The sequence below is a fragment of the Chryseobacterium sp. CS3K3.1 genome (genome assembly GCF_059515165.1).
Window position 1 is genome coordinate 1 of the sequence record NZ_JCAKRV010000012.1, and the last position, 22982, is coordinate 22982.

A 22982-nucleotide genomic window follows, 5' to 3' on the forward strand; every position below is an offset into this window, starting at 1 on the left:
TAGAATCTAAGTTTATATTCATTGTAATAAACAGAAACAATACAAAAAAATGCGGCTCTGAAAAGAACCGCACTTCAACAAATATAATTTAATTTACTACTTCCAACCGCCGCCTAAAGCTCTGTATAAATCTACAATACTGCTTAATCTCTGTCTTTTAATGGAAGCCAGATTCAACTCTGCCTGTAGGGAATTCCCCTGTGCTGTAATCACTTCCAGGTAATTGGCTGAACCTCCTTTGTAAAGAAGTTGTGCACTTTTAATTCCATCTTTCAGTGTAGTTGCCTGTTCTGTGGCTTTTTGTTCCTGAATTTTTAAGTTTTCATTGGAAACCAAGGCATCAGAAATTTCTCCCACAGCATTTAATACTGATTGACGGAATGCAAGAACATTTTTTTCTCTTTGAATTTTGGCTACTTCCAGATCTGTTTTCAATTGTCTTTTCTGAAAAATAGGCTGGGTAATTCCCCCTAAAACCGATCCGAATAACGAAGCCGGAATCTGGAACCAGTTATCAAATTTGAATGAATTTACTCCACCATTAGCAGTAATTTTCAATGCCGGATACATATTCGCCTGAGCAATTCCTACCATCGCATTGGATTCTAATAAAACCAGTTCCTGCTGGCGAACGTCCGGTCTTCTGCTTACCATAGCTGCCGGAAGTCCTGCCGTAATGTTTTGAGGCAATGAAGTATCAGACATTTCAATGGTTCTGTTGACTTTGTTGGGAAGTTCTCCAACCAGAATACTCAATGCATTTTCCTGGATGGCAATATTCTGCTCCAGCTGGGCAATCAGAAGTTCTGTAGCCTGTTTCTGTGCTGCGGCCTGCTGTACTCCCAAAGAAGTATTATCGCCGCTTTCCCACATTTTTTGGGTCATTAAAAGGGTATTGCTGGTCAGTTCCAGATTGGATTTTGCGATCGCCAGTTGTCTGTCAAGCATCAGCAGGTTGTAATATCCTTGTGCAATAGCTGCCACCACCTGAGTCTGAACCGCTTTTGAACCTTCATAGGTCTGAAGGTACTGCATTCTTGAAACTTCCTGCTGGTTTTTGATTTTTCCCCAGATATCCGCTTCCCATGAAAGGTTGAAGGCTGCGTTATAGTCTTCAACATGGCTTGAACCTAAAAATAAATTTAAGCTTTGCCCATTCATACTGTTTTTGGAAGGTCTTGAAATTTGTCCACTTACTCCGAATCCAACGTCCGGATACTGCATATATTTTGCCTGTTTCAGTTTTTCCTGTGAAGCAGCTACCTGCTTCAGGGCAATCTGAAGGTCATAATTATTTTTAATTCCTTTTTCAATCAATCCCTGTAAAATTGGATCGCTGAAAAACTGTTTCCACTCCAGATTGGCTATACTGGCTGTGTCTGCAGTGGCAGTGTACTGGAACTTTTCCGGAAGTGGAAGCTCAGGCTCCGTGTATGCCAGTTTAGACACACACGAAACAGAGCCGATGGCCAGCACAAATGTTAGAATAATATTTTTTACTCTTTTCATAGTTTTTAAACTTTTAATTGAAGACAAAACTTAGAGAGGTTTCTGTTGATGCAAAAATTTCTTTAGTAGGAGAAAATAGTTAGTTTTTAAAACCATTAAGAACAGGCAGGTAAATAGGTAAACCTATGATCTTAAACTTTTCTCTAAGTTTTTGTCATTCATTTTTTTATTAGTGACTAGCAGCTAAAAGTTCTTCCTCCATTTGTTTTTTCAGAAGTCTTTTCTTTTTTCTGCTTGGCATTTTTTCATGCAGGTACTGGAACACTACATACATTACCGGAATAATAAAGATCCCGAAGATTACTCCTGTAAGCATTCCACCCACGGTACTGTAACCGATAGAGTGGTTTCCTTTTGAAGAAGCACCTTGCGTCCATACCAGCGGAAGCATTCCCACGATGAAGGCAAAAGAGGTCATTAAGATCGGTCTTAAACGTAATCTTGATGCCTGAAGGGCAGATTCAATCAATGTTTTACCGGCTTTTCTTCTCTGTACGGCAAATTCTACAATCAGGATGGCATTCTTCGCTAATAGTCCTACAAGCATGATCAATCCTACCTGAACGTAAATATTGTTATCAATTCCAGCTAGTCCTGTGAAGGCAAATACTCCGAAAATCCCTGTAGGAATGGTAAGAATAATAGCAAACGGAAGGATATAACTTTCATATTGAGCTGCCAGTAAGAAGTAAACGAATAGAATACTTAAGAAGAAAATAAAAGCAGTCTGTCCGCTTGTTTTAATCTCTTCACGGGTAATCCCTGTCCACTCATATCCGTATCCTCTTGGCAGTGATTGTTGTGCTACTTCTTCTACTGCTTTGATGGCATCTCCGGTACTGTATCCAGGTTTCGGGGTTCCATTAATCGTTACAGCATTGAAAAGGTTATTTCTTGTTACCGTTTCAGGACCGAAAGATCTTTTTAACGTTACCAGAGTTTTAGCAGGAACCATTTCTCCTGATTTATTTTTAACATAGATTCCTTCTAATGAATTAACATCCGTACGGTAAGGAATATCGGCCTGAGCCATTACTCTGTAATACTTCCCGAATCTGTTGAAATCCGATACAAAGCTACTTCCGAAATAAATTTGCATCGTCTGCATCAATTCTGTTACAGAAACACCCAGCTGGTTGGCTTTATCAGTATCCACATCAATAGTATACTGAGGGTTTCCTGCTGCATAAGTAGTAAAGGCAAAAGCAATTTCAGGTCTTTTCATCAATTCTCCGATAAACTGTTGAGTGGTTGTTCCCAACTGTTCAAAAGAACCGTTTGTTTTATCCTGAAGCATGAATTCAAATCCGGAAACGTTACCGAAACCTTGTACAGTGGGGAAGTTGAAGAAGAATGCGTTGGCATCTTTTACCTGACTTACCTTACCTGTCAATGTTGCTGCAATCTGATCCGGGTCTTTCATCTCACCACGCTTGTCATAATCTTTAAGCTTGATGAAACCTGCAGAATAGGGAGATGCGTTGGCATTACTGATGAAGTTCATCCCGTCCGCTACCCAAAGGTGGTTGGTTGCTTTTTCACCATTGATGATTTGATCAATTTGCGCTGTCGCTCTGTGGGTTCTTTCCAGTGAACTTCCCGGAGGAGTATTCACTGCATACAACACAAATCCCTGGTCTTCAGTAGGAATAAATCCTGATGGTGCTTTTTTGATCAAAAATACACTTGCTGCTGTAATGACAACAAGACCTCCTATCGCCACCCATTTGTTTTTAATTAAAAACTTAAGGCTATAGATGTATTTTCTGGTCATGCTGTTGAAGCTCGCATTGAAAGCATTGAAGAATCTTGCTCCAAAACCTTTTTTATGACCGTGCTCTCCATGTTCTCCCTGAGGATCATTTAAGAACATCGCACATAATGCCGGACTCAATGTTAATGCATTCACCGCTGAAATTAAGATGGCAATCGCTAATGTGAAGGCAAACTGTCTGTAGAAAACTCCCGCAGGTCCCTGCATAAATCCAACCGGAATAAACACGGCACACATTACCAATGTGATGGAAATAATAGCTCCTGAAATTTCGCTCATCGAGTGCATGGTAGCATGCTCTACAGGCATTCCCGTTTGTTCCATTTTAGAATGGACGGCTTCTACCACCACAATGGCGTCATCCACTACAATACCAATGGCGAGTACCAATGCAAATAAAGTAAGCATGTTGATACTGAAACCAAATAACTGCAGGAAGAAGAAGGTTCCGATAATTGCAACCGGCACGGCAATAGCCGGAATTAAGGTAGATCTGAAATCCTGAAGGAAGATGAATACTACAATAAATACCAATATGAAAGCAATAACAAGCGTTTCCACAACCTGATGGATAGAAGCATCCAGGAAGTCTTTGGAGTTATACATGATGATTGGCTTCACTCCTTTTGGAAGAGTGGTTTCCATTACTTTCACCTGCTTTTCAATTTCCGTAAGGATTTCGTTGGCATTGGATCCGGCTGTCTGCAGAATAGCAAATCCGGCAACCGGTTTTCCGTCTACTCTGTTGGTGGCAGTATAGGTATAAGAACCAAATTCTACTCTTGCAACATCTTTTAATCTTAGGAAAGATCCATCACTGTTTGCTTTGATGGCGATATTTTCATAGTCTTCACCCTTATTCAGTTTTCCTTTATATTTAAGGATATATTCGTAAGTTTCCTTACTTCCCTGTCCCAAACGGCCTGGAGCTGCTTCAAGGTTGTGGTCTTTAATAGCTCCCAAAACTTCCTGAGGCGAAAGATTATTAGCCGCCAGACGATCCGGTTTCAGCCAGATTCTCATGGAATAATCCCTTGTCCCGAATACCTGAGCCTGTGCTACACCCGGAATACGCTGTATCTGTGGAATAACATTGATCTTCAGGTAATTTTGAAGGAATAATTCATCATATTGTTTCGCATCTTCACTGGTCAGTCCCATGAACATAATCATACTGTTCTGAACCTTCTGGGTTGAGATCCCGGCTTGTACCACTTCCTGAGGCAGCTGGCTCATCGCTTTCGATACACGGTTCTGTACGTTTACTGCTGCATTGTCTGCATCGGCACCCTGTTTGAAGAAAACACTCAGGGTCATGGTACCGTCGTTACTGGAGTTTGAGGTCATATACGTCATGTTCTCAACTCCGTTTACCGCTTCTTCAATAGGAGTGGCTACTGAACGGGCTACCACCTCAGCATTGGCTCCAGGATAGAATGCCGTAACCTGTACACTCGGTGGAGCGATGTCCGGGAAGAGGGCAATCGGTAAATTAAAGAGAGACAAAGCTCCCAATAATAAGAGTATTATGGAGATGACCGTTGAAAGGACCGGTCTTTCTATAAATTGTTTTAACATAAGAAGTTTATTTTTTTAAGTCTTCTGTATTCGGAAAGAACTATAATGGTTTTGCTTTTAACAAGCTGTCCGAAGAAATATTTTTCGGCTTGATGGAAGCACCGTCTTTCAGGTTTCCAATTCCTGTGAATACAATTTTTTCTCCAGGCGCAAGCCCTTCAGAAATAAAATAATAGCTATCCGTTTTTCCTGATATTTTGATCGGTCTCCCGGTTACCTTCTGGTCTTTACCCATTACATAGACATAGGTTTTATCCTGAATTTCGAAGGTTGATTCCTGAGGAATTACGACTGCATTAGAAATCAGCTGTGGCATACGCACTCTTCCTGTATTTCCGGTTCTTAAAGTTCCGTTGGCATTAGGGAAAACGGCACGTACACTGATGGCTCCCGTAGTTTTGTCAAACTGTCCGTCTACAATGCTTAATCTTCCTTTTTCAGGGTAAGTACTGTTGTCGGCAATCACAAGATCTACCATGGGCATATTTTTCAGTTTTTCTTCTAAGCTTGCTCCCGGATATTTATTCTGGAAAGCAATGAAATCAAGTTCGCTTAAAGAGAAATACGCATAGATTTCGCTGATATCAGATAATAATGTCAACGGATTTGGATCTGTTCTGGAGATCAGACTTCCTTTTTTGTAAGGAATTCTTCCAATATAACCGCTTACAGGAGCTGTAATGGTTGTAAATCCTACGTTGATTCTGGCGCTTCCTACAGATGCTCTGGCCTGAGCTGCGGCAGCAACAGCGGCTTCATAATTGGCTTTTGCTGTTTTAAGCTGTACATCAGAAACTACTTTGGCAGCAACCAGTGGCTGAAGTCTGTCTACTTCCACTCTTGCTTTTTGGATATTGGCATTGGCAGCCTGAAGATTAGCCTGAGCCATATTCATCTGTTCGCCATAGCTTCTTGAGTCTATTTTAAATAACGGTTGTCCTGCTCTTACATATGCTCCTTCTTCTACATAGATTCTGTCCAGGTATCCATCTACCTGAGATCTGATTTCTACGTTGTTTTTCCCTTCTAAGGCAGTTGGGAATTCCTGATATGTAGTAGCGGGTGAAGTAATAACGGTATAAACCGGAAGTTCTGGAGCTGGAGGTGCGGCATTGGTTCCTTCTGCGGCTTTTGTGCAGCTCTGTAAAAGAATTATACTTGCAATAAGTACAATAAACCTTGTTTTTCCAGGTAATTTCATTGTTGGTTTAATTTTTTAATGAAGTGTTAGAGGTAAGTAAAAAAAAGTTTTGATAAATGCTGTATTTTTTCCTAACAGTGTTAATGATTTGTTCAAAAAAAATTACAGAATTTTTAATGTCCGATGAGGTCGATTGTTTCCATAATTGAAATTTTTTTAATGTATTGAAGTGTATAATGTTGGTGTAAGGTGTGTTAATTTTACTAACAGTGTTAATTTATAAGCAAAAAATGATTACTTTTAACAGCTGAATCTTGTATATTGCTTCATAAGTGATTTCATTTTTTAATCAGGAATAACAGAATAATCTATATTAATTCAGTGTTAATTTTCCTAACGGTGTTAATTTTTAATTCAAAAAAAATCTATAAAGACTTAATAAAAGCCGAAACAGTTTCGTCCAAAGTCGTTTTATTCATCGTTGAAGGGATATCAGCTGTACGCATCATCATAATAGAGATCATACCGTGTACGGCAGAAAACAGAGCGTGGGACATATGACAGGCATTGTCCGGATTGGATCCGTTTTTCTTTATAATCTCATAAGTACATTCATAGATAAGTTCCTGAAATGATGAGAATTCTTTTTTCATCTGCCCTTTCCCACAACATTGCATTCCAAGACCAAACATCAGCTGGTAATATTCCTTATTTTTAAAAGCAAAGTTCCAGTACGCATCCACAATAGCAACAAGCTGCTCTTCCGGAGTGTCGTGTTTCTGCTGAGCTTTTAATAATTCTATATGTAACTTATGAAAGCCATCTAAAGAAATTTCAAATAGAATAGCTTCTTTATTTTCAAAATAATCATATACAACGGGAGCACTATACTCAATAGCATCTGCTATCTTACGCATAGAAAGCGAACCCCAGCCTTCAGTTTTCGCCAACGTAAAAGCAGCCTGCAAAATATTTGCACGGATGGATTCTTTTTCTCGTTGACGGCGTTCATGTAGACCCATGATTTTTATTTACTAACAGCGTTAGCAAAACTACAAACTTTTTAATATAAGTTCCAAAAGATATTGTGAGTTTTATGGGTTCGCCTACTTTTAAAGAAAATTAATTTAAAGGCTGGAAGCTGGAAGAATGGGAACTGGAAGTTATTTTTAAGGTTAATAGAATTTGACTATAACTATTTTTGAGGGCTGAAAATCTTCTCTCCTCCATTTTCCAGCTTCCTTACTTAATTAAAAATGAAAATGTCTTCTTCCTAATTAACAAAAGAAATAATTATCTTTGCCGGTAAAGAAATAAGGATATGAATACTCCCTCAAATATGCTGGCATTAGGAACAAAAGCTCCGTTTTTTGAACTTCCTAACCCGTCAAAAACGAATGAACTTCAGTCTTTGGAAGAACTGAAAGGAGAAAAAGGTACTTTGGTGATCTTTATGTGCAACCACTGTCCGTTTGTTCTTCATGTCATTGACAAGATCAATGAATTGTACGAAGATTATAACGAGCGCGGAATTGAATTCATCGCCATCAATGCGAATGATATCGAAAAATATCCGGCAGATTCTCCGGAAAAAATGATCGAATTCCAGATTGAAAGAAGATTTGATTTCCCTTATCTGTTTGATGAAAGCCAGGCAGTAGCAAAAGCTTACGATGCAGCTTGCACACCGGATTTTTATTTCTTTGATGATAAGCTTGATCTTGTATACAGAGGTCAGATGGATGATTCAAGACCTGGAAATAATAAAGATGTAACTGGTGAGGATCTGATTATTGCTTTTGAAAATCTGTTGGCTGGGGAAGCTCAGGAAGAAATTCAGAGACCTAGTATGGGATGCAATATTAAATGGAAATAATTTTAGATAATCACTAATTATTACTTATATAATATAAAAGGCTGTTCTATTAATTAATAGGACAGCCTTCATTTAATAACTTTGAACCTTTATTTACATTCAGGGAGTGATAATAAATTATTTTTTGTTGTATTATCTGCCTCAGTTTTTAAATATTTGGTACCATTATAAGTTTCAGCTGTGATAACCTTTACTTGGTTTCCATAACTATCAGTAACATAAGCTAATCCTCTTTCATTTTTTATCCAGTTATATATTTCTAATCGAGTACTTTTTCCTGGTTTTCCATCATCTCCAGTCCATCCTAAATGAGTGATTGCTAAGTTTGGATTTTCATGATATCCGTTGTCTTTGTTGATGCAAGTAATTCTAATTGCCATGGTTTGTTATTTTAAATTGTTTTACGAAAATAACTTATGTAAGTTGCTTATCCTTACGGTTTACCATAAACAGATTTTTGATTACAAAAAATTAAAAGCTTACTTTGGCTTTGACCTCCTTTTCAACCTTCAGATCCACATTCACTTTATTATGAGAATAATTCCTGATGAACTCTGAAGGAGTCTTGCCCGTATATTTTTTAAACATCCTGTTAAAGTAGGTCACATTATTAAAACCACATTGATAGCTGCATTCTGATATCGATTTGTCCTGCGCCATCAGCAGGCATGCCTTATTGATTCTGTAGCGGTTCACAAATTCTGTAAAGGTAATCTGGGTAGCTTTTTTAAAGAAATTACAGAAAGCGGGTAAAGTCAGGTTAGCTAGTTTTGCTACTTCTTCAATATCAATTTCCTTGTCGTAATGATGTTCTACGTAAGTGAAGATATTCTCAAGACGGGTTTTATTTTTTGAAATAATGGTGTAGGGCATGATTTCCTTATTTAAAAGATCATAATCTTCACATTTGGAAAGTTCAAAAAGAATTTCAAGCAATAATAAATATCTTTTATACCCTTCAGATTCCAGCATCAGTTTCAGTTTGGGAAGCATCACCTTTTTTACTTTTTGATGAAAATGAATCCCGTATTTTGAAAGTTCCAAAAGGTTTTTGATAGATCTTGCTTCCACTTCCTGCTGGGGAAACTGAAGAATTTCTTCTTTGAACTGAAGGACAATTTCTTCATGCGGATCAATAGAATTCAGACCGAATCCGGAGTGGGGAATATTGGACCCGATTAATACCAGATCTCCGTTTGTGTAATTACTTTTATGATAGCCCACGTGGCGGGTTCCGTTTCCGGAAATAACACATACCAGCTCAATTTCGGGATGATAATGATATTCCCATTTGAACTCTGAAATAGGAGAGTTGTTGTGAATGGTACGGAATGAACTCTTTTCATTAGGGATGACCCTTTCAAAAGTAACTTTCATCTAGTTAATCATATTTATTCATTAAAAATACTAAATATATTAATATAGTTCAAATATTGATTTACTGTGTTAAATTATCGTTAACGGAAATGCTTCTATCTTAGCCGACAAGAAATCACCTGAATGAAAAATCTTAACATCAAGGCCGCTTTATTTTTAAACTATTTTGTCTTCGCCATTCTTCTGAATTCTGTGGGAACAGTCATTCTACAGGTACAGCAGAATTTTGGGATTTCAAAATCGTCGGCCAGTGTTTTGGAAGGCTTCAAAGATCTTCCGATTGCCATATGTTCTTTCATTCTGGCTTCATTTCTTCCGAAGATAGGAATCAAAAAATCAATGTTGACTGCTTTATTGCTGGTAAGCTGTATGTGTTTTGTAATGCCGTTTACCAATACCTTCTGGGTATTCAAGTTATTATTTGCCACAGTAGGGGTTTCTTTTGCATTGATCAAAATATCGGTTTTTACTTCTATCGGACTGGTGACGGAAACAGATAAAGAGCATTCCAGTTTTATGGGATTTCTGGAAGGATTCTTCATGATCGGAGTATTAGCGGGAAATGTTTTATTCAGCTTATATATGGATGATCATAATCCGAAATCTACAGAATGGCTGAGTGTGTATTGGGTACTGGGAGGACTTTCAACATTATCTTTTTTATTCTTATTCTTTTCAAAACTGAATGAGCAGGAAGCTAAAAGCGATAAAACAGATTTATTGGGAGATTTGAAAAACAGTGTAAGCTTATTCAGTTATAAAAAGGTTTTGTGCTTCTTATTGTGTGCATTCCTTTTTGTACTGGTGGAACAAAGTTTTCAGACATGGACACCCACATTTTATAAAGAAATATTAAAAGTACCTACCTCTATGAGTATCCAGGCGGGAGCGGTTTTAGCAGGAGCTTTTGCGTTAGGAAGATTTTTATCGGGATTCTTCTCCAAAAAATTCAGCTGGATTTATGTAGTTGCTTTCTGTGTGATAGGTTTTGCCATCAGTTTATTGCTGGTTTTGCCTTTGACTCATGATATTCATATTGATACGAATACAAACTGGATGAATGCGCCTTTGGTTGTTTATTTATTTCCTTTGATGGGAGGTTTGCTGGCACCGATTTATCCGAGTATCAATTCTGTAATTCTGGCATCAATCCCGAAATATCTGCACAGTGCGATGTCAGGGTTGATTGTTGTGTTCTCAGCAATCGGAGGAACTATCGGTTCTATCATTACCGGTTTTGTGTTTCAGGAATTCAGCGGTCAGCAGGCATTTTACCTTTCCCTGATTCCGCTTTCATTACTGATCACTTCGGCAGTGTTCATGAATAAATTAAAAATTAATCCTAAAAAATAACAATGAGTAATCAGCTTTATATAAACGAAATTCAAAGTCTGTTTGATAATGTACAGAGATCTGAAATTTTTGAAGATCAGAAAATGATGACGGATGCAGTTCCTCTTTTCCCCATTGCAAAGATCAATGAGGATTATGAACAATCAAAAGATGCAGAAGGTTTTGATCTGAAGGATTTTGTGATGACTCATTTTGACTTTTTAGGAGCAAGAGTTTCTGTTCAGAGACAAGATCAGCTTCCCATTGGTGAGCATATTGAAAAACTATGGGATGAGTTAACCCGTACAGCGTATGAAGAAAAAGGAACGCTTTTAAAATTACCAAAACCCTATATTGTTCCGGGAGGTCGTTTCAATGAGTTTTTCTATTGGGACAGCTACTTTATTATGCTTGGATTGCAGGTTTCCGGAAGAGTAGAAATGATGGAAAATATTATTGAAAACTGTTCTTATCTGATCCAAAATGTAGGATTTGTTCCGAATGCGAGCAGAACTCATTTCCTGAGCAGATCGCAGCCTCCTTATTTTTCATTAATGCTTGATCTCCTTTTTGAAACAACGCATAATGAAGGAATTTATACACAATACCACGAAACCCTGGAAAAAGAATATGCTTTCTGGATGGATGGCGAAGAAGGGCTTGAAAACAATTCCAGCGTAAAAAGAGTAGTGAAAACAATAAACGGAGATATCCTGAACCGTTATTACGATGCAGAAAATGCACCACGTCCCGAAAGTTACCTGATCGATATTGAAGATCAGGAGACTGCTTCTGGAGACGAATTTTACAGAAATATAAGAAGTGCCTGTGAATCAGGCTGGGATTTTTCCAGCAGATGGTTTGCAGACGGAGAAAATATACAGACGATAGAAACGCTGAACCTGGCACAAGTTGATCTGAACTGCCTTTTGTGGCATTTGGAAATGACTTTGGCGAAATCTTCAGCACTTCAGAATCTGAGTGAAAAAGAAAATTATTTTTCAGAAAGAGCAGCAAGCCGAAGACAGATGATCAATAACTATTTCTGGGATGGAAATACTAACAATTATAAAGATTATCACACAAAAAAAAACACAAAAACACCGTCTGAACATATTGCTGCTCTTTACCCTTTATTTCTGGGTATTGCAAATCAGGAGCAGGCTGAGGCTGTTGCTAAAGCTGTTGCTGAAAAGTTTCTTTACCAGGGTGGTCTTGTTACCACAACTAAAAACTCGGGTCAGCAGTGGGATCTTCCCAATGCATGGGCTCCTTATCAATGGCTCGGCTTTAAAGCAATGAAAAATTATGGCTTTGATGAGCTGGCTGAAAAAATTAAAAACAACTGGTGTTCCAATGTAGAAAGGGTCTACAAAAATACCGGGAAACTGATGGAAAAATACAATGCATTAGACACAGAAACAATAGCAGGCGGCGGGGAATACCCCAATCAGGACGGATTCGGTTGGACCAATGGAGTGTATTTACAATTACAACAAAACTGAACTAACAATAAAAGAATATGGCTATGAAAAAAAAATCAATCTTTTTAATCGCCGCAACAGCTACGTTATATTTTAATAATGCTTATGCCCAGGAAACACCGCAGGATTCTGCAAAAGTTTCCTCCATCGATCAGATTGTCATTACAGGAAACTCAAATCCGAAGAAAAAAATAGAATCCAGTACAGCGATTTCCACATTTAGCTCCAAAGAAATCCAGAAACAAAACCCGATCAGTGCTGCGGCTTTATTACAGCGAGTTCCGGGATTTGCGGTGGAAACTTCAGGAGGAGAAGTGGGAAACAACCTTTTCGCAAGAGGGATTCCTTCTGCAGGAGCTTATGAATTTGTACAGGTACAGGAAGATGGTCTTCCCGTTTTTGAAGATGGAGCGCTTCAGTTTGCCAATGCAGATAATTTTTTCCGTGTAGACAATTCTGTCAACCGTATGGAAGCGTTGAGAGGAGGTTCAGGTTCTATTTTTGCAACGAATTCTCCCGGAGGGTTGATCAACTTTATTACCAGAGAAGGAACCAATGATTTCAGAGGTACGGCGAAACTTGAAACAAGTACCTACGGATTGATGCGTACCGATGTGAATGTAGGAGGTGCTTTGGTTCAGGATAAATTGTTTTTCAATGTCGGTGGTTTTTACAGAACAGATGACGGGATCAGAAAGACGGGTTTTAAAGCCAATAACGGCGGGCAGATCAGAATGAATCTGAAATATGTCTTTGATAAAGGCTATGTAAAAGTATATTACAAAAAACTGGATGACAGAAATACATTCTTCCTTCCGATTCCTTTAATCCAGAACGGAAATAAACTGAAAGGATTCCAGGGATTTGATCCTAATTACGGAACGTACAGTTACAGAGCCATCAGTCAGCTGAATATTCCACAGGCCGGAGGTGGTTTTTTCAACAGAAACCTTGAAGACGGGATCCATCCGAAAGTAGATGCAGTGGGTGCTGAGTTTAAGTATGATCTTGGAAATAATTTCACGGTTTTAAACAAAACCAGATACACCAATATCAATATGAACTATACAGGAATTTTTCCTGCAGGCGGACCGCAGACGGCAGCCGATTTTGCTAAGAGTAACGGAATTACCGGAAACAACTATCAGTACTCATTGGTAAGCAATGGAAGAATGGTTGATCCTCAATATGTACAAAAGCTTGGCTTCTGGGCAATTGATAAGCAGATGAATAACTTTGTCAACGATTTACAGTTCAACTATAAATTTGATAAAGGAAATGTAACCGCAGGTTTTTATAAATCCAACTGGAAATCACACCAATACTGGAACTGGAGTAATATTCTGACTACAGCAACGGACAGACCTGAATTACTGAATCTGGTAGATACTTCTTTAAGTCCTTCAGATATTGGATATTCCAAAACATATAACGGGGTTACCAATATGACATTTTTGCAGAGAGATACCCAGACTCAGGGAAGTTTGAATGATCTGTATGTAAACCTGGATTATAATATTACCGATGCTTTAAGTGTAAATGGTGGTCTTCGTTACAGCCACGATTATTACAAAGGAAATTTTGCCAATACAACAAGTGCGAATTTAAATAATTCAGGGTTAACCACGGATGGAACTCATGGTTTCAACACAACAACCGCTGATGACAATATGAGTGTATTGGGAAATAAATATACCTACTGGAACTATAATGTGGATAAAGTTTCTTTTACATTAGCTGCCAATTATAAAATCAACAGAGAAAATGCAGTGTACGCCCGTTTCTCCAATGGTTTCAGATCTCCTAATGAAGAAGCTTACTACAATTATTTCTCCAATCCAACCCCTGATAAACCTTTAAAATCAGTGACCACAAACCAATTGGAGGTTGGATATAAATATTACTCGCGTACTTTTGATGTAGCAGTGATTCCGTTCTATTCTACCTTGAAGAACCTGTCATTTACGGATGTTTTCTCTGATGGAAAATCTGAAAATACCTTTGCCAATACACAGAACTATGGAGTTGAAGTGGAAGGTTTCGCCCGTTTATTCAATAATATTGTAGAAGTAACATTCAACGGAACCATCCAGAGTCCAAAATATAAAAACCTTGAGGCAGGAAGTGTTCTTGAAGGAAATGTAGTAAGAAGGATGCCTAAATTTTTCTTTAATATTTCACCGGCTGTGAATATTACCAAATCATGGAGAGCCTATGTAAGTATGAATTATTATGGAAAACGCTTCCAGGATGAGAAGAATGTACAGACGTTGCCTTCTTTCACAGAATTTGGAGCGGGAATGTCTTACCAGTTAGGAAGAATACGTTTTGCAGTGGATGGAACCAATATCTTTAACACCATCGGAATTACAGAAGGAGATCCAAGAGCAGGATCGCCCAATGGAGACGGAATCATCATGGCCAGACCTATCATGGGAGCTGCTGCCAGAGCATCAATCACATTGGATTTCTAAATTCTATTTCTTTATAACAGCAAAACCGTCAGAATTTTCTGACGGTTTTGTATTTTTTATCATTACTGTCCGATAAAAAGTCTAAATACATTGGAAATATCAATATTTATGGCAGGGATTAACAGATCGCTCTTACGGAGCTCCGTAGGAGCGACCTGTTAATTTAATTACGGTTAAAATTTACCCAACAAGAATGGTTTTAATATAAAGCATCAGATATAAATTTGATTCAAGAGATTTATATGACGCTCAAGCTCTCTTACTTCAAAAATGGATTATACTGTTTCTCAAAACCAATCGATGTAGGATTTCCATGTCCTGAGAAAACCTGGGTGTCATTATCTAAAATAAAAAGTTTCGATTTAATTCCTTCAATCAGCTGATCATAATTTCCTTTATATAAATCTGTTCTTCCGATACTGCCTTCAAAAAGAACATCACCGGAGATCATGAATTTTTGTGCTTCGTTATGATAGACTACACTTCCCGGAGAATGTCCCGGAACATGATATATTTTGAACTTTTCTCCATCCAGATCAAGCTCATCGCCTTCCTTACTATATTCTACATCCACTTTTACAGGGTTGATCTGCATTCCGAATCTCATCCCGCTTGCCTGCAGCATATCCAGTACTTCCTGATCTTCCTGATGCATATGTACTGGCACTTTGAATTTGTCAAAAGCCCACTGAAGTCCCAAAACATGATCAATATGAGCATGGGTTAAAAGAATTTTCTGAATCTTCAGCTCTTTTTCAGTAATGAAATTATCTATAGCCTGAGTTTCCTGAGTATTCATGTTTCCCGGATCGATTAACCAGGCATTTTTATTTTCGTTATAGACGATGTAAGTATTTTCGCTCGCAAAGTTGAATACGAAACCTTGAATCTGAAGCATATGTGAATATTTTTTTATTCAAAAATACGATATTATTAAGAAAATGGCTATTTTTCGTTATCTTCGTCATAATGAAAACTTTGCGAATACTCTTACTTTCTTTGGGCGGACTGGTTTTTGGACAAAATATCCAAAGTATTCAGCTGTTCAACCCTCAGACCAATGATGAGACCCCTGTCATTAAAATTGGTGAACAATTGGTTTTAGGCTTTGATGATCTTACCAACGGCAGTCAGATCTACAGGTATACCTTCAAACATTACGACAGAAATTGGAATGAAGATAATCTGTTTTTTACAGAATTTGCTACCGGAAGTATGAATGCTCTTCTGGATCAGTTCCAGTATTCTTTCAATACATTACAGGCTTATACCCACTATAAACTTGTTTTCCCGAATGATAAAATCCAGCTGAAAGTCTCAGGGAATTATGAACTGATTGTCTACAAAGATTCGGCAGACCAGCCTCTGTTCAAAAAACGATTTTATCTGGTGGAAGATGTAACATCCGTGGGCTTAAATATTTCAAGATTTGCAGATGCAAAAAATCCCAATGCTAATCAGAGGGTAGAAGTGAATGTTTCTCCGAAAGGCGGAGATATTTCTTCCAATGTTAATTCAATCACGATGAATGTGATGCAGAATAACAACCCGAATATGGTGATTTCCAATCTTAAACCGAGCAGTGTTTTAGGAAATCAGGTATTGTTTCAGCAGATGAATCTTGTTTTTCCGGGAGATAATGAGTTTTATTATTTCGATAATAAAAATATGAATATGGCCGCAGATATGGTGCGTGCTGCTGAAATAAAAGATGATGTTAACCAGACTTATCTTCATCCGGTATGGGCGTTTCCTTTAAATTATCAGTATCAGCCGGATGTGAATGGAGCCTGGTACTACAGAAGAAACGACTTGGGAAGAGAGAGAGACGCAGAAAGAGAAGCTGACTACTCATGGGTTCACTTCTATCTGGATTCCGATCCTGTGGATAAAGAAATTTATGTACTGGGAGGATTTAATAATTTTAAACCCAGCAAGGAAAATCAAATGCAGTATGACGCATCTACCAAACAGTATGTCGCGAAAATATTCCTGAAACAAGGTTTTTATAACTATGTATTGGCAACAAAAGAAGGAAACGGTTCTCTGAACTTTGGAGAAATAAACGGTAATTTCTGGCAGACAGAAAATCTCTATCAGGCTTTTCTTTATTATGCACCTTTCGGAAGAAATTATGATGGTTTGATGGGTTATGGGGAATTCAGAACACCAATTGCCAACAAGAGGTAGGTAGTAATACGACAAAAATATCATATAAAATGGGACTGTCTGTTAAGATGGTTCCTTTTTTTTGATTCTATTGAACAGAATTTATCCTCCAGACCGTAGATTAGGATTAATTTTTTACATTATAATGCACTGCATAGTGAAAAATAATAATTCACAAAAAATTGATTTCAGTTAAATTTTTTAACATAAAATTCATATTGCAGAAAAATTATATTTAAATAATTTTCTTTGTTTTAAAATCATCATTGTGTTTTATTTACTGATTTATAATATCAATTGAATTTTATTCATCGATAGTGTTGTTTTATTGTGAAAAGTTTATAAATTCGTCACCACAATCAACCATTATTAATATGAAAACGAAATTTATCTTAGTAGCAAGCGTTGCTGCATGCTCTTTTGTCTTTGGGCAAAACACACCATCAAAATTAGTTCCGGGAAAAAGCGGATTACATGCTGAATTTATGAGATTTGAAAAAAATGCACCTTCCTATCAGGGAGCCCCTGTTTTATTTGACGAAGCTTCTCAGAGACTTTCTCCGGGGCAGGCTCGTAAACTAGGGTTAGAAAAAGATGCATTAGGCTTCGAAACTCAAAGATTTCAACAGACCGTTAATGATATTCCTGTAGAATACGGAATGATGGCGGTACAGACAAAAGACGGTAAAATTGTAGGACAATCAGGAAAATGGGTTATTAAAATTCCGAAAGGTCTTGACAAAACGGCCAGCCTTGCTGAAAATGCTGCTTTACAGAGCGCTTTGTCATTTGTAGGAGCAGAATCCTATAAATGGAAAAATAAAGAAGAAGAAGATTTTCTTAAAAAAGAAACCGGTGATCCCAATGCAAGCTATGCTCCAAAAGGTGAATTGGTTTATTATTCAAATCCTGATGATGACAAGCTGAATGATTTAAGGCTAGCCTATAAATTCGATATCTATGCAGAAAAACCATTAAGCAGACAATATGTTTTTGTAGATGCTAAAAATGGAAAAGTGCTGGGAGTAGATGCCATTATTCACGAAGTAAACACACCGGGAACAGCCGTTACAGGATATAGCGGAACCCGCAGCATCACTACAGACTCTTATAACGGAAGCTACAGATTAAGAGAAACAGGAAGAAACGGAGGAACTTCAGTAGAAACCTATAACCTGAAAAAAGGAACAAGCTATGCTTCTGCGGTAGACTTTACCGATACGGACAACAACTGGAATAATGTTAATACCAATAAAGATCAATACGCTACAGATGCCCATTGGGGAGCAGAAATGACAGTGGATTACTTCTATACAAAATACGGACGTAAGAGTATTGATAATAACAATTTCGCTATTAAATCCTATGTTCACTATTCTACCAACTATTTCAATGCATTTTGGGATGGTTCAAGAATGACTTATGGGGATGGAAGTTCTACCACAAACGGTGGAAAACCTTTAACAGCTATAGATGTATGCGGCCACGAAATTACACACGGGCTAACTTCTAAAACAGCTAATCTTGCTTATCAGAGAGAGTCCGGAGCATTAAATGAAGGCTTCTCAGATATCTTTGGAAATACCATTGAACGTTGGGCAAGACCTACTCAGGCAAGCTGGACATTGGGAGAAGATTTCAACTACGTGATCAGAAATATGGCGAATCCGAATGCATACAGCCAGCCGGATACCTATATGGGAACTTACTGGAAAACTACCACAACTTCAGGTTGCGTTACTCCAAGCCAGTCTAATGATTATTGCGGGGTTCATACCAATTCAGGTGTCCTTAACTTCTGGTATTACCTGTTAGTAACAGGAGGATCAGGTACGAATGACAAGGGCTTTGCTTATAATGTTTCTGGCATTGGACTGGATAAAGCCGGAGCGATTGCTTACAGAACATTAACGACTTATCTTACTTCTTCTTCTACCTATGCAAATGCAAGAACTTATTCTCTTCAGGCAGCAGCAGATTTGTATGGAGCAGGCAGTAATGAAGTAACTCAGGTTACCAACGCATGGAATGCTGTAGGTGTAGGAGGAGGAACTTCTCCTGCAGGAAAAATGGCAACCGCAGATACGGCGCTGTACACTATAAGCCCGAATCCTGCAACAGACAGATTTACCATCAACTTTGAAGGAAAATCAGGAAAAGGAATTGTAGAACTGGTAAGCCTTACCGGTAAAAAAGAAATATCAGAAAAAGTTGAAATTACTGATGGGGTAAATAAACTGAACATTCAGCTTCCTTCTAATATTCTTCCGGGAGTATATATTGTACTGGTAAACGGAGAGAAAGCAGGAAACCTGATTAAAAAATAACCAAATCAAATCTTTAATATATTCAATGAAAAGGCCGCAAGTTAATTCTTGCGGCCTTTTGTATATTTTGAGTAAAAAAATTATACTAAATAGAAATCATTCAGTTTTTCTTCACAAAGTGTTTTTACCACTTCAATCCATCGGTCTTCATCATTCAGACACGGGATATAATGGAAATTTTCACCGCCGCCATGCATGAACTGCTCTTTCCCTTCTACAGAAATTTCTTCCAGGGTCTCAAGACAGTCAGAAACGAAAGCCGGACATACAATTGCCAGGTTTTTGATCCCTTTTTTACCAATTGTTTCCAATGTTTCGTCGGTATATGGCTCAATCCATTTATCTTTTCCTAATCTTGACTGGAAAGAAACAATCGTTTTTTCTTTAGGTAAATTCAATTTATCAATAACAAGCTGCGTTGTTTTATAACATTGGTGACGGTAGCAGAACTGATGACTTGGATTATCATCTCTGGAACAACAGTCGTTAAGGTTACAGGTCTTCGTAGGATCTGTCTTGTAAATATGCCTTTCCGGAACACCATGGTAAGAGAACTGCAATGCATCGAAATTTTCAGGAAGCTTCTCTTTAATACTTTCCGCAAGACAGTTGATATAAATATCTCTGTTATAGAAAGGCTGAATATAATTAATTTTTATACCGGGAAACTTCTTTTTTCTTACCTCTTCGGCCTTTTCAATAACCGTTTCCGTGGTGCTCATCGCATATTGAGGATATAGTGGAAAAAGAACAATCTCAGTGATTCCCTGATCAACCAGTTTCTGAATTCCGGTTTCAATACTCGGCTCAGCATACCTCATTCCGATTTCCACAGGAACATCTACTACTTTCTGAAGCTTTTTCTGAATTTGTTCAGTAATAACGATCAGTGGAGAACCTTTATCGGTCCAGACTGTTTTATAGGCTTCAGCAGATTTTGCAGGTCTGGTTTTCAGAATGATTCCCTGTACAAGCAGTGCACGAAAGATCCAACGGTAATCAATCACCCTTTCATCCATTAGAAATTCATCAAGATATTCCTTTACGTCGTTTACAGCTGTTGATCTCGGTGATCCGAGGTTGACTAGTAAAATTCCTTTCTTATTCAATATTCTAAATTTTAATTATGAAACAGAGGTTCTAAAATCTGTTACTAATTTTGATACTTTGGCAAAGGTATTACTTTCAAGTAAGCCATTGCTTTCAAATTTGCCTTTTATCCCTTTTATTAATACCTGATGTTTATCATCTGCTGCGGCTCCGAGAGTTTTTAAGATCATTAACAACTCTTCGTGTCCTTTTTCTCCGCTGGCAGAAGCCGTGATCACAGCAACAGGTTTTTCCGAAAATACCGTTGTGGAAACACACCATTCTAACAGATTTTTTAATCTCCCCGGGATACTGAAAATATATTCCGGTGTGGAAAATATAACACCTGCTGAGTTTTTAATATCCTCTCTGATCTTCAGAACCTCTTCAGGAGTATGATCATCCGTTAATGCGGTGTCAAAATGGGGAAGGAAAGATAAATCAGCATATATCTGAAAGTCTGTATTGTCCATATTTTCCAGCACCTGTTCCATCAGTTTCTGATTGCTGGAATTTGCCGAAGCACTTCCAATAATCACTACAATTTTTTTTCCGAGAGGCATTTCGGCAGTTTTATCCGTTTACAGCTTCCACTCTTTCTACCAAGTCCGGAACGAATTGTTTTAAGATATTTTCAATTCCGTTTTTCAAAGTAGCAGTAGAGCTTGGGCAGCCGGAGCATGCACCCTGTAGAAGCATTTTTGCTGTTTTATTTTCCTGATCGTATTCCATCAGAGAAATTTTTCCACCATCATTTTCTACGGCAGGAGCTACATATTCATTTAAAATGTCAGAAATTTTCTGCTCATCCTCTGTATAATCTCTGTTGATAATTTTCTCCACAGGATTTTCATGTTTCTGAGGTTCGATTTTTGAAATTTCACCTCCGTTCTGAAGATATTCGGCAATAAGGGCACGAACAGTCATCATCACCTGGTGCCATTCTACAGAATTATCTCTCGTAACAGCTACAAAGTTGTCTGAAATGAAAACTTCCGTTGCAAAATCAAACTCTTTAAAAATAGCCTGTGCCAAAGGAACTTCTTCAGCCGCTTCTTTCGATTTTACTTCCACAAAACCATCCATCAGCAGTTTGCTTGAAACAAACTTCATTACGTTGGGATTCGGAGTCATTTCAGCATAAATCTGATACATTTCTTTTTTCTTCTGAAGATAAATTCTCGGGTTGGCCAGTAATTCATCCTCAATTACATTTTTCAGACTTTCAGCTACATGTTCCCATTCTATGGTATCCTGTTTTGCTACAGCTACAAAATTAGCGGTAATGAAAACTCTTTCCACAAACGGATAATTGAAAAGTTCCTGTGCCAGAGGAATTTCTGAAATATCTGAATTTCTGTCCAGTTCCAAAGACCCGGGGATGAGATTGTAATCTGCTACAAATTTCATCACTTTTGGGTTTTCAGTTGGTTCTATAAGTATGGTACGCATTTTTTCGTTAAATTTGAGATACAAAAATACGCATTAGAAGTTAGAAGCTGAAAATTGAGAGTTAGATTTTTGCTATCACTGTAATTTAGAAGTTAGATATCAGAAATGTTAGTATATTTTAATTCCCAATTGGGCACATTTTCACATTTCAAATTAATATTATGGCACTAATAAAACAGCTTTTAGGAAAAGCACCACAGATCGGAGAGAATACTTTTTTAGCAGAAACGGCAACTATTATTGGCGATGTTACAATGGGAAAAGACTGCAGTGTCTGGTATAATGCAGTGATCAGAGGTGATGTTCACTATATCAAGATGGGTGACAAGGTGAATGTTCAGGATAATGCAATGCTGCACTGTACGTATCAGAAATATCCTTTGAATATCGGGAACAATGTTTCCATCGGACATAACGCGATTGTTCATGGATGTACTATTAAAGATAATGTACTGATCGGAATGGGAGCTATTGTGATGGATGATTGTCTGGTAGAAGAAAACTCCATTGTAGGAGCTGGTTCTGTAGTGACTCAGGGAACTCACATTAAATCCGGAGAAGTCTGGGGAGGAGTTCCTGCAAGAAAAATCAAAGATATCAATGCCCAGTTGCTGGAAGGAGAAGTGAACAGAATTGCAGATAACTATGTGAAATATTCATCATGGTATAAGGAGAATGTGAAGGATCATCAATTTTAGGATGCCAGGTGAATAGTGAATCGTCAATTCGCCGCGCTTGTCAGTTTTTTGGGATTGAAAAACTTCACCATCCACTTGCGGAGCAAAATTCACCATTGATCTGTTTAAAAATAAATATAAAAGCTCTGTTCTGAAACAGAGCTTTTTCGATTTGATATAGAACCTTTGCTTTATTGTTAATTATTGTCCGGCGTGATAAGTCTGATCTTACCATTGATACATTTGAGTGATGTAGGTGGCTCGATCATCATACAGTCAGACGTAATATTATACTTTTCATTAAAAGCTTTCACTTTATCCGTATACTCATTCACTCTTTGTAGGAAAGCTTCTTCTTTTTTCTTAGGATAGGCAATGTATTGCTGAGGTCCGCCACAGGCTTTTGATCCCATGGGAGCAAATGCCCATTCGCTGGCATCCGTACATTTTTCTCCTGATACTTCAGATTCAATAGAAGCTTTTAATCTATCCAGCTGTGCCTGTTCATATTTCTGACTGTCTTCGTCAGCAGGTCTGTCTGCAATATCAACAGGAAGATTGGTATTGGCATTCTTTGATGTATTACACGAAACTAAAGTTAATGTAGTACACAATACTATTGCCGGGATATGAAAGAATAATTTTTTCACAATAAACTTTTTTCTTTTTAAGAATTTTCAAAACTTATGCCAAGGTAAGAAATTCAAATTCATTTCCGTATTT

Annotated in this window: 18 protein-coding genes; 7 read left to right on the top strand and 11 right to left on the bottom strand. The window is 37.8% G+C overall.

All coding sequences use genetic code 11. From position 1 onward, the window contains the following. Nucleotides 1–96: 96 nt before the first annotated feature. From AC5YGI_RS12640 to AC5YGI_RS12655, 4 genes are all read right to left on the bottom strand, one after another. Complete coding sequence (locus AC5YGI_RS12640) at nucleotides 97–1509, bottom strand: efflux transporter outer membrane subunit (RefSeq protein ID WP_330743153.1); 1413 nt, start codon at nucleotides 1507–1509, stop codon at nucleotides 97–99. A gap of 169 nt (nucleotides 1510–1678) precedes the next feature. Next, a complete protein-coding gene (locus AC5YGI_RS12645; RefSeq protein WP_330743150.1) occupies nucleotides 1679–4861 on the bottom strand; it encodes an efflux RND transporter permease subunit in 3183 nt (1060 codons plus the stop codon). Nucleotides 4862–4901: 40 nt separating this feature from the next. After that, the gene (locus AC5YGI_RS12650; RefSeq protein ID WP_110008062.1) at nucleotides 4902–6062 is read right to left on the bottom strand and encodes an efflux RND transporter periplasmic adaptor subunit; all 1161 of its coding nucleotides are present in this window, start codon (nucleotides 6060–6062) and stop codon (nucleotides 4902–4904) included. A gap of 365 nt (nucleotides 6063–6427) precedes the next feature. Beyond that, nucleotides 6428–7024 carry a TetR/AcrR family transcriptional regulator gene (locus AC5YGI_RS12655; protein WP_034694942.1) on the bottom strand — a complete coding sequence of 199 codons (597 nt, stop codon included), beginning with the start codon at nucleotides 7022–7024 and terminating at the stop codon, nucleotides 6428–6430. 299 nt (nucleotides 7025–7323) lie between these two features. On the opposite strand from AC5YGI_RS12655, the gene AC5YGI_RS12660 reads away from it, so the two are divergent. Further along, nucleotides 7324–7878 carry a thioredoxin family protein gene (locus tag AC5YGI_RS12660; protein WP_120232903.1) on the top strand — a complete coding sequence of 185 codons (555 nt, stop codon included), beginning with the start codon at nucleotides 7324–7326 and terminating at the stop codon, nucleotides 7876–7878. A gap of 89 nt (nucleotides 7879–7967) precedes the next feature. Here AC5YGI_RS12660 and AC5YGI_RS12665 read toward each other — a convergent pair whose 3' ends face one another. Both AC5YGI_RS12665 and AC5YGI_RS12670 read right to left on the bottom strand, forming a co-directional pair. After that, a complete protein-coding gene (locus AC5YGI_RS12665) occupies nucleotides 7968–8258 on the bottom strand; it encodes a DUF3892 domain-containing protein (RefSeq protein ID WP_330743143.1) in 291 nt (96 codons plus the stop codon). 91 nt (nucleotides 8259–8349) lie between these two features. Next, nucleotides 8350–9255 carry an AraC family transcriptional regulator gene (locus tag AC5YGI_RS12670; protein WP_137905600.1) on the bottom strand — a complete coding sequence of 302 codons (906 nt, stop codon included), beginning with the start codon at nucleotides 9253–9255 and terminating at the stop codon, nucleotides 8350–8352. 123 nt (nucleotides 9256–9378) lie between these two features. On the opposite strand from AC5YGI_RS12670, the gene AC5YGI_RS12675 reads away from it, so the two are divergent. The 3 genes from AC5YGI_RS12675 to AC5YGI_RS12685 are packed head-to-tail and all read left to right on the top strand — an operon-like array spanning nucleotide 9379 to nucleotide 14545. After that, complete coding sequence (locus AC5YGI_RS12675; protein ID WP_330743140.1) at nucleotides 9379–10608, top strand: MFS transporter; 1230 nt, start codon at nucleotides 9379–9381, stop codon at nucleotides 10606–10608. 2 nt (nucleotides 10609–10610) lie between these two features. Beyond that, on the top strand, nucleotides 10611–12092 hold the full coding sequence (locus AC5YGI_RS12680) for a trehalase family glycosidase (protein WP_330743138.1): 1482 nt from the start codon (nucleotides 10611–10613) through the stop codon (nucleotides 12090–12092). Between the two features lie 23 nt (nucleotides 12093–12115). After that, nucleotides 12116–14545, top strand: a complete 2430-nt coding sequence (locus AC5YGI_RS12685) for a TonB-dependent receptor (RefSeq protein ID WP_330743136.1) — start codon at nucleotides 12116–12118, stop codon at nucleotides 14543–14545. Nucleotides 14546–14804: 259 nt separating this feature from the next. On the opposite strand, the gene AC5YGI_RS12690 is transcribed toward AC5YGI_RS12685, so the two are convergent. Further along, nucleotides 14805–15443 (bottom strand): MBL fold metallo-hydrolase, encoded by a 639-nt coding sequence (locus AC5YGI_RS12690; RefSeq protein WP_330743134.1) that lies wholly within the window; start codon nucleotides 15441–15443, stop codon nucleotides 14805–14807. A 71-nt stretch (nucleotides 15444–15514) separates the two neighbouring features. On the opposite strand from AC5YGI_RS12690, the gene AC5YGI_RS12695 reads away from it, so the two are divergent. Both AC5YGI_RS12695 and AC5YGI_RS12700 read left to right on the top strand, forming a co-directional pair. Next, nucleotides 15515–16735: a type IX secretion system plug protein gene (locus AC5YGI_RS12695; RefSeq protein WP_446104935.1), complete on the top strand. Its 1221-nt coding sequence runs from the start codon at nucleotides 15515–15517 to the stop codon at nucleotides 16733–16735. 353 nt (nucleotides 16736–17088) lie between these two features. Further along, nucleotides 17089–19041, top strand: coding sequence for a M4 family metallopeptidase (locus AC5YGI_RS12700; RefSeq protein WP_496168523.1), 1953 nt, complete (start codon nucleotides 17089–17091; stop codon nucleotides 19039–19041). Between the two features lie 80 nt (nucleotides 19042–19121). Here the strand turns inward: AC5YGI_RS12700 and hemH are convergent, their stop codons facing one another. From hemH to AC5YGI_RS12715, 3 genes are read right to left on the bottom strand one after another with little or no spacing between them, the layout of a single operon-like run. After that, nucleotides 19122–20150, bottom strand: a complete 1029-nt coding sequence (gene hemH, locus AC5YGI_RS12705; RefSeq protein ID WP_227942867.1) for a ferrochelatase — start codon at nucleotides 20148–20150, stop codon at nucleotides 19122–19124. A 15-nt stretch (nucleotides 20151–20165) separates the two neighbouring features. Beyond that, entirely contained in the window at nucleotides 20166–20693 is a 528-nt protein-coding gene (locus AC5YGI_RS12710) for an NADPH-dependent FMN reductase (RefSeq protein ID WP_496168525.1), read from the bottom strand. A gap of 10 nt (nucleotides 20694–20703) precedes the next feature. Further along, nucleotides 20704–21582 carry a NifU family protein gene (locus AC5YGI_RS12715; RefSeq protein WP_454510155.1) on the bottom strand — a complete coding sequence of 293 codons (879 nt, stop codon included), beginning with the start codon at nucleotides 21580–21582 and terminating at the stop codon, nucleotides 20704–20706. Nucleotides 21583–21743: 161 nt separating this feature from the next. Between AC5YGI_RS12715 and AC5YGI_RS12720 the strand changes: the two genes are divergently transcribed. Further along, nucleotides 21744–22280 (top strand): gamma carbonic anhydrase family protein, encoded by a 537-nt coding sequence (locus tag AC5YGI_RS12720; RefSeq protein ID WP_034694954.1) that lies wholly within the window; start codon nucleotides 21744–21746, stop codon nucleotides 22278–22280. A gap of 176 nt (nucleotides 22281–22456) precedes the next feature. Here the strand turns inward: AC5YGI_RS12720 and AC5YGI_RS12725 are convergent, their stop codons facing one another. After that, the gene (locus tag AC5YGI_RS12725; protein WP_202841242.1) at nucleotides 22457–22909 is read right to left on the bottom strand and encodes a hypothetical protein; all 453 of its coding nucleotides are present in this window, start codon (nucleotides 22907–22909) and stop codon (nucleotides 22457–22459) included. Between the last annotated feature and the right edge of the window lie 73 nt (nucleotides 22910–22982).

Coding starts and splice junctions, on each gene's coding strand:
- AC5YGI_RS12715 (WP_454510155.1), bottom strand. CDS start 21,582: ATGCGTACCATACTTATAGAACCAACTGAAAACCCAAAAGTGATGAAA.
- AC5YGI_RS12650 (WP_110008062.1), bottom strand. CDS start 6,062: ATGAAATTACCTGGAAAAACAAGGTTTATTGTACTTATTGCAAGTATA.
- AC5YGI_RS12675 (WP_330743140.1), top strand. CDS start 9,379: ATGAAAAATCTTAACATCAAGGCCGCTTTATTTTTAAACTATTTTGTC.
- AC5YGI_RS12660 (WP_120232903.1), top strand. CDS start 7,324: ATGAATACTCCCTCAAATATGCTGGCATTAGGAACAAAAGCTCCGTTT.
- AC5YGI_RS12690 (WP_330743134.1), bottom strand. CDS start 15,443: ATGCTTCAGATTCAAGGTTTCGTATTCAACTTTGCGAGCGAAAATACT.
- AC5YGI_RS12645 (WP_330743150.1), bottom strand. CDS start 4,861: ATGTTAAAACAATTTATAGAAAGACCGGTCCTTTCAACGGTCATCTCC.
- AC5YGI_RS12655 (WP_034694942.1), bottom strand. CDS start 7,024: ATGGGTCTACATGAACGCCGTCAACGAGAAAAAGAATCCATCCGTGCA.
- AC5YGI_RS12710 (WP_496168525.1), bottom strand. CDS start 20,693: ATGCCTCTCGGAAAAAAAATTGTAGTGATTATTGGAAGTGCTTCGGCA.
- AC5YGI_RS12670 (WP_137905600.1), bottom strand. CDS start 9,255: ATGAAAGTTACTTTTGAAAGGGTCATCCCTAATGAAAAGAGTTCATTC.
- AC5YGI_RS12695 (WP_446104935.1), top strand. CDS start 15,515: ATGAAAACTTTGCGAATACTCTTACTTTCTTTGGGCGGACTGGTTTTT.
- AC5YGI_RS12665 (WP_330743143.1), bottom strand. CDS start 8,258: ATGGCAATTAGAATTACTTGCATCAACAAAGACAACGGATATCATGAA.
- AC5YGI_RS12720 (WP_034694954.1), top strand. CDS start 21,744: ATGGCACTAATAAAACAGCTTTTAGGAAAAGCACCACAGATCGGAGAG.
- AC5YGI_RS12685 (WP_330743136.1), top strand. CDS start 12,116: ATGAAAAAAAAATCAATCTTTTTAATCGCCGCAACAGCTACGTTATAT.
- AC5YGI_RS12680 (WP_330743138.1), top strand. CDS start 10,611: ATGAGTAATCAGCTTTATATAAACGAAATTCAAAGTCTGTTTGATAAT.
- AC5YGI_RS12700 (WP_496168523.1), top strand. CDS start 17,089: ATGAAAACGAAATTTATCTTAGTAGCAAGCGTTGCTGCATGCTCTTTT.
- AC5YGI_RS12640 (WP_330743153.1), bottom strand. CDS start 1,509: ATGAAAAGAGTAAAAAATATTATTCTAACATTTGTGCTGGCCATCGGC.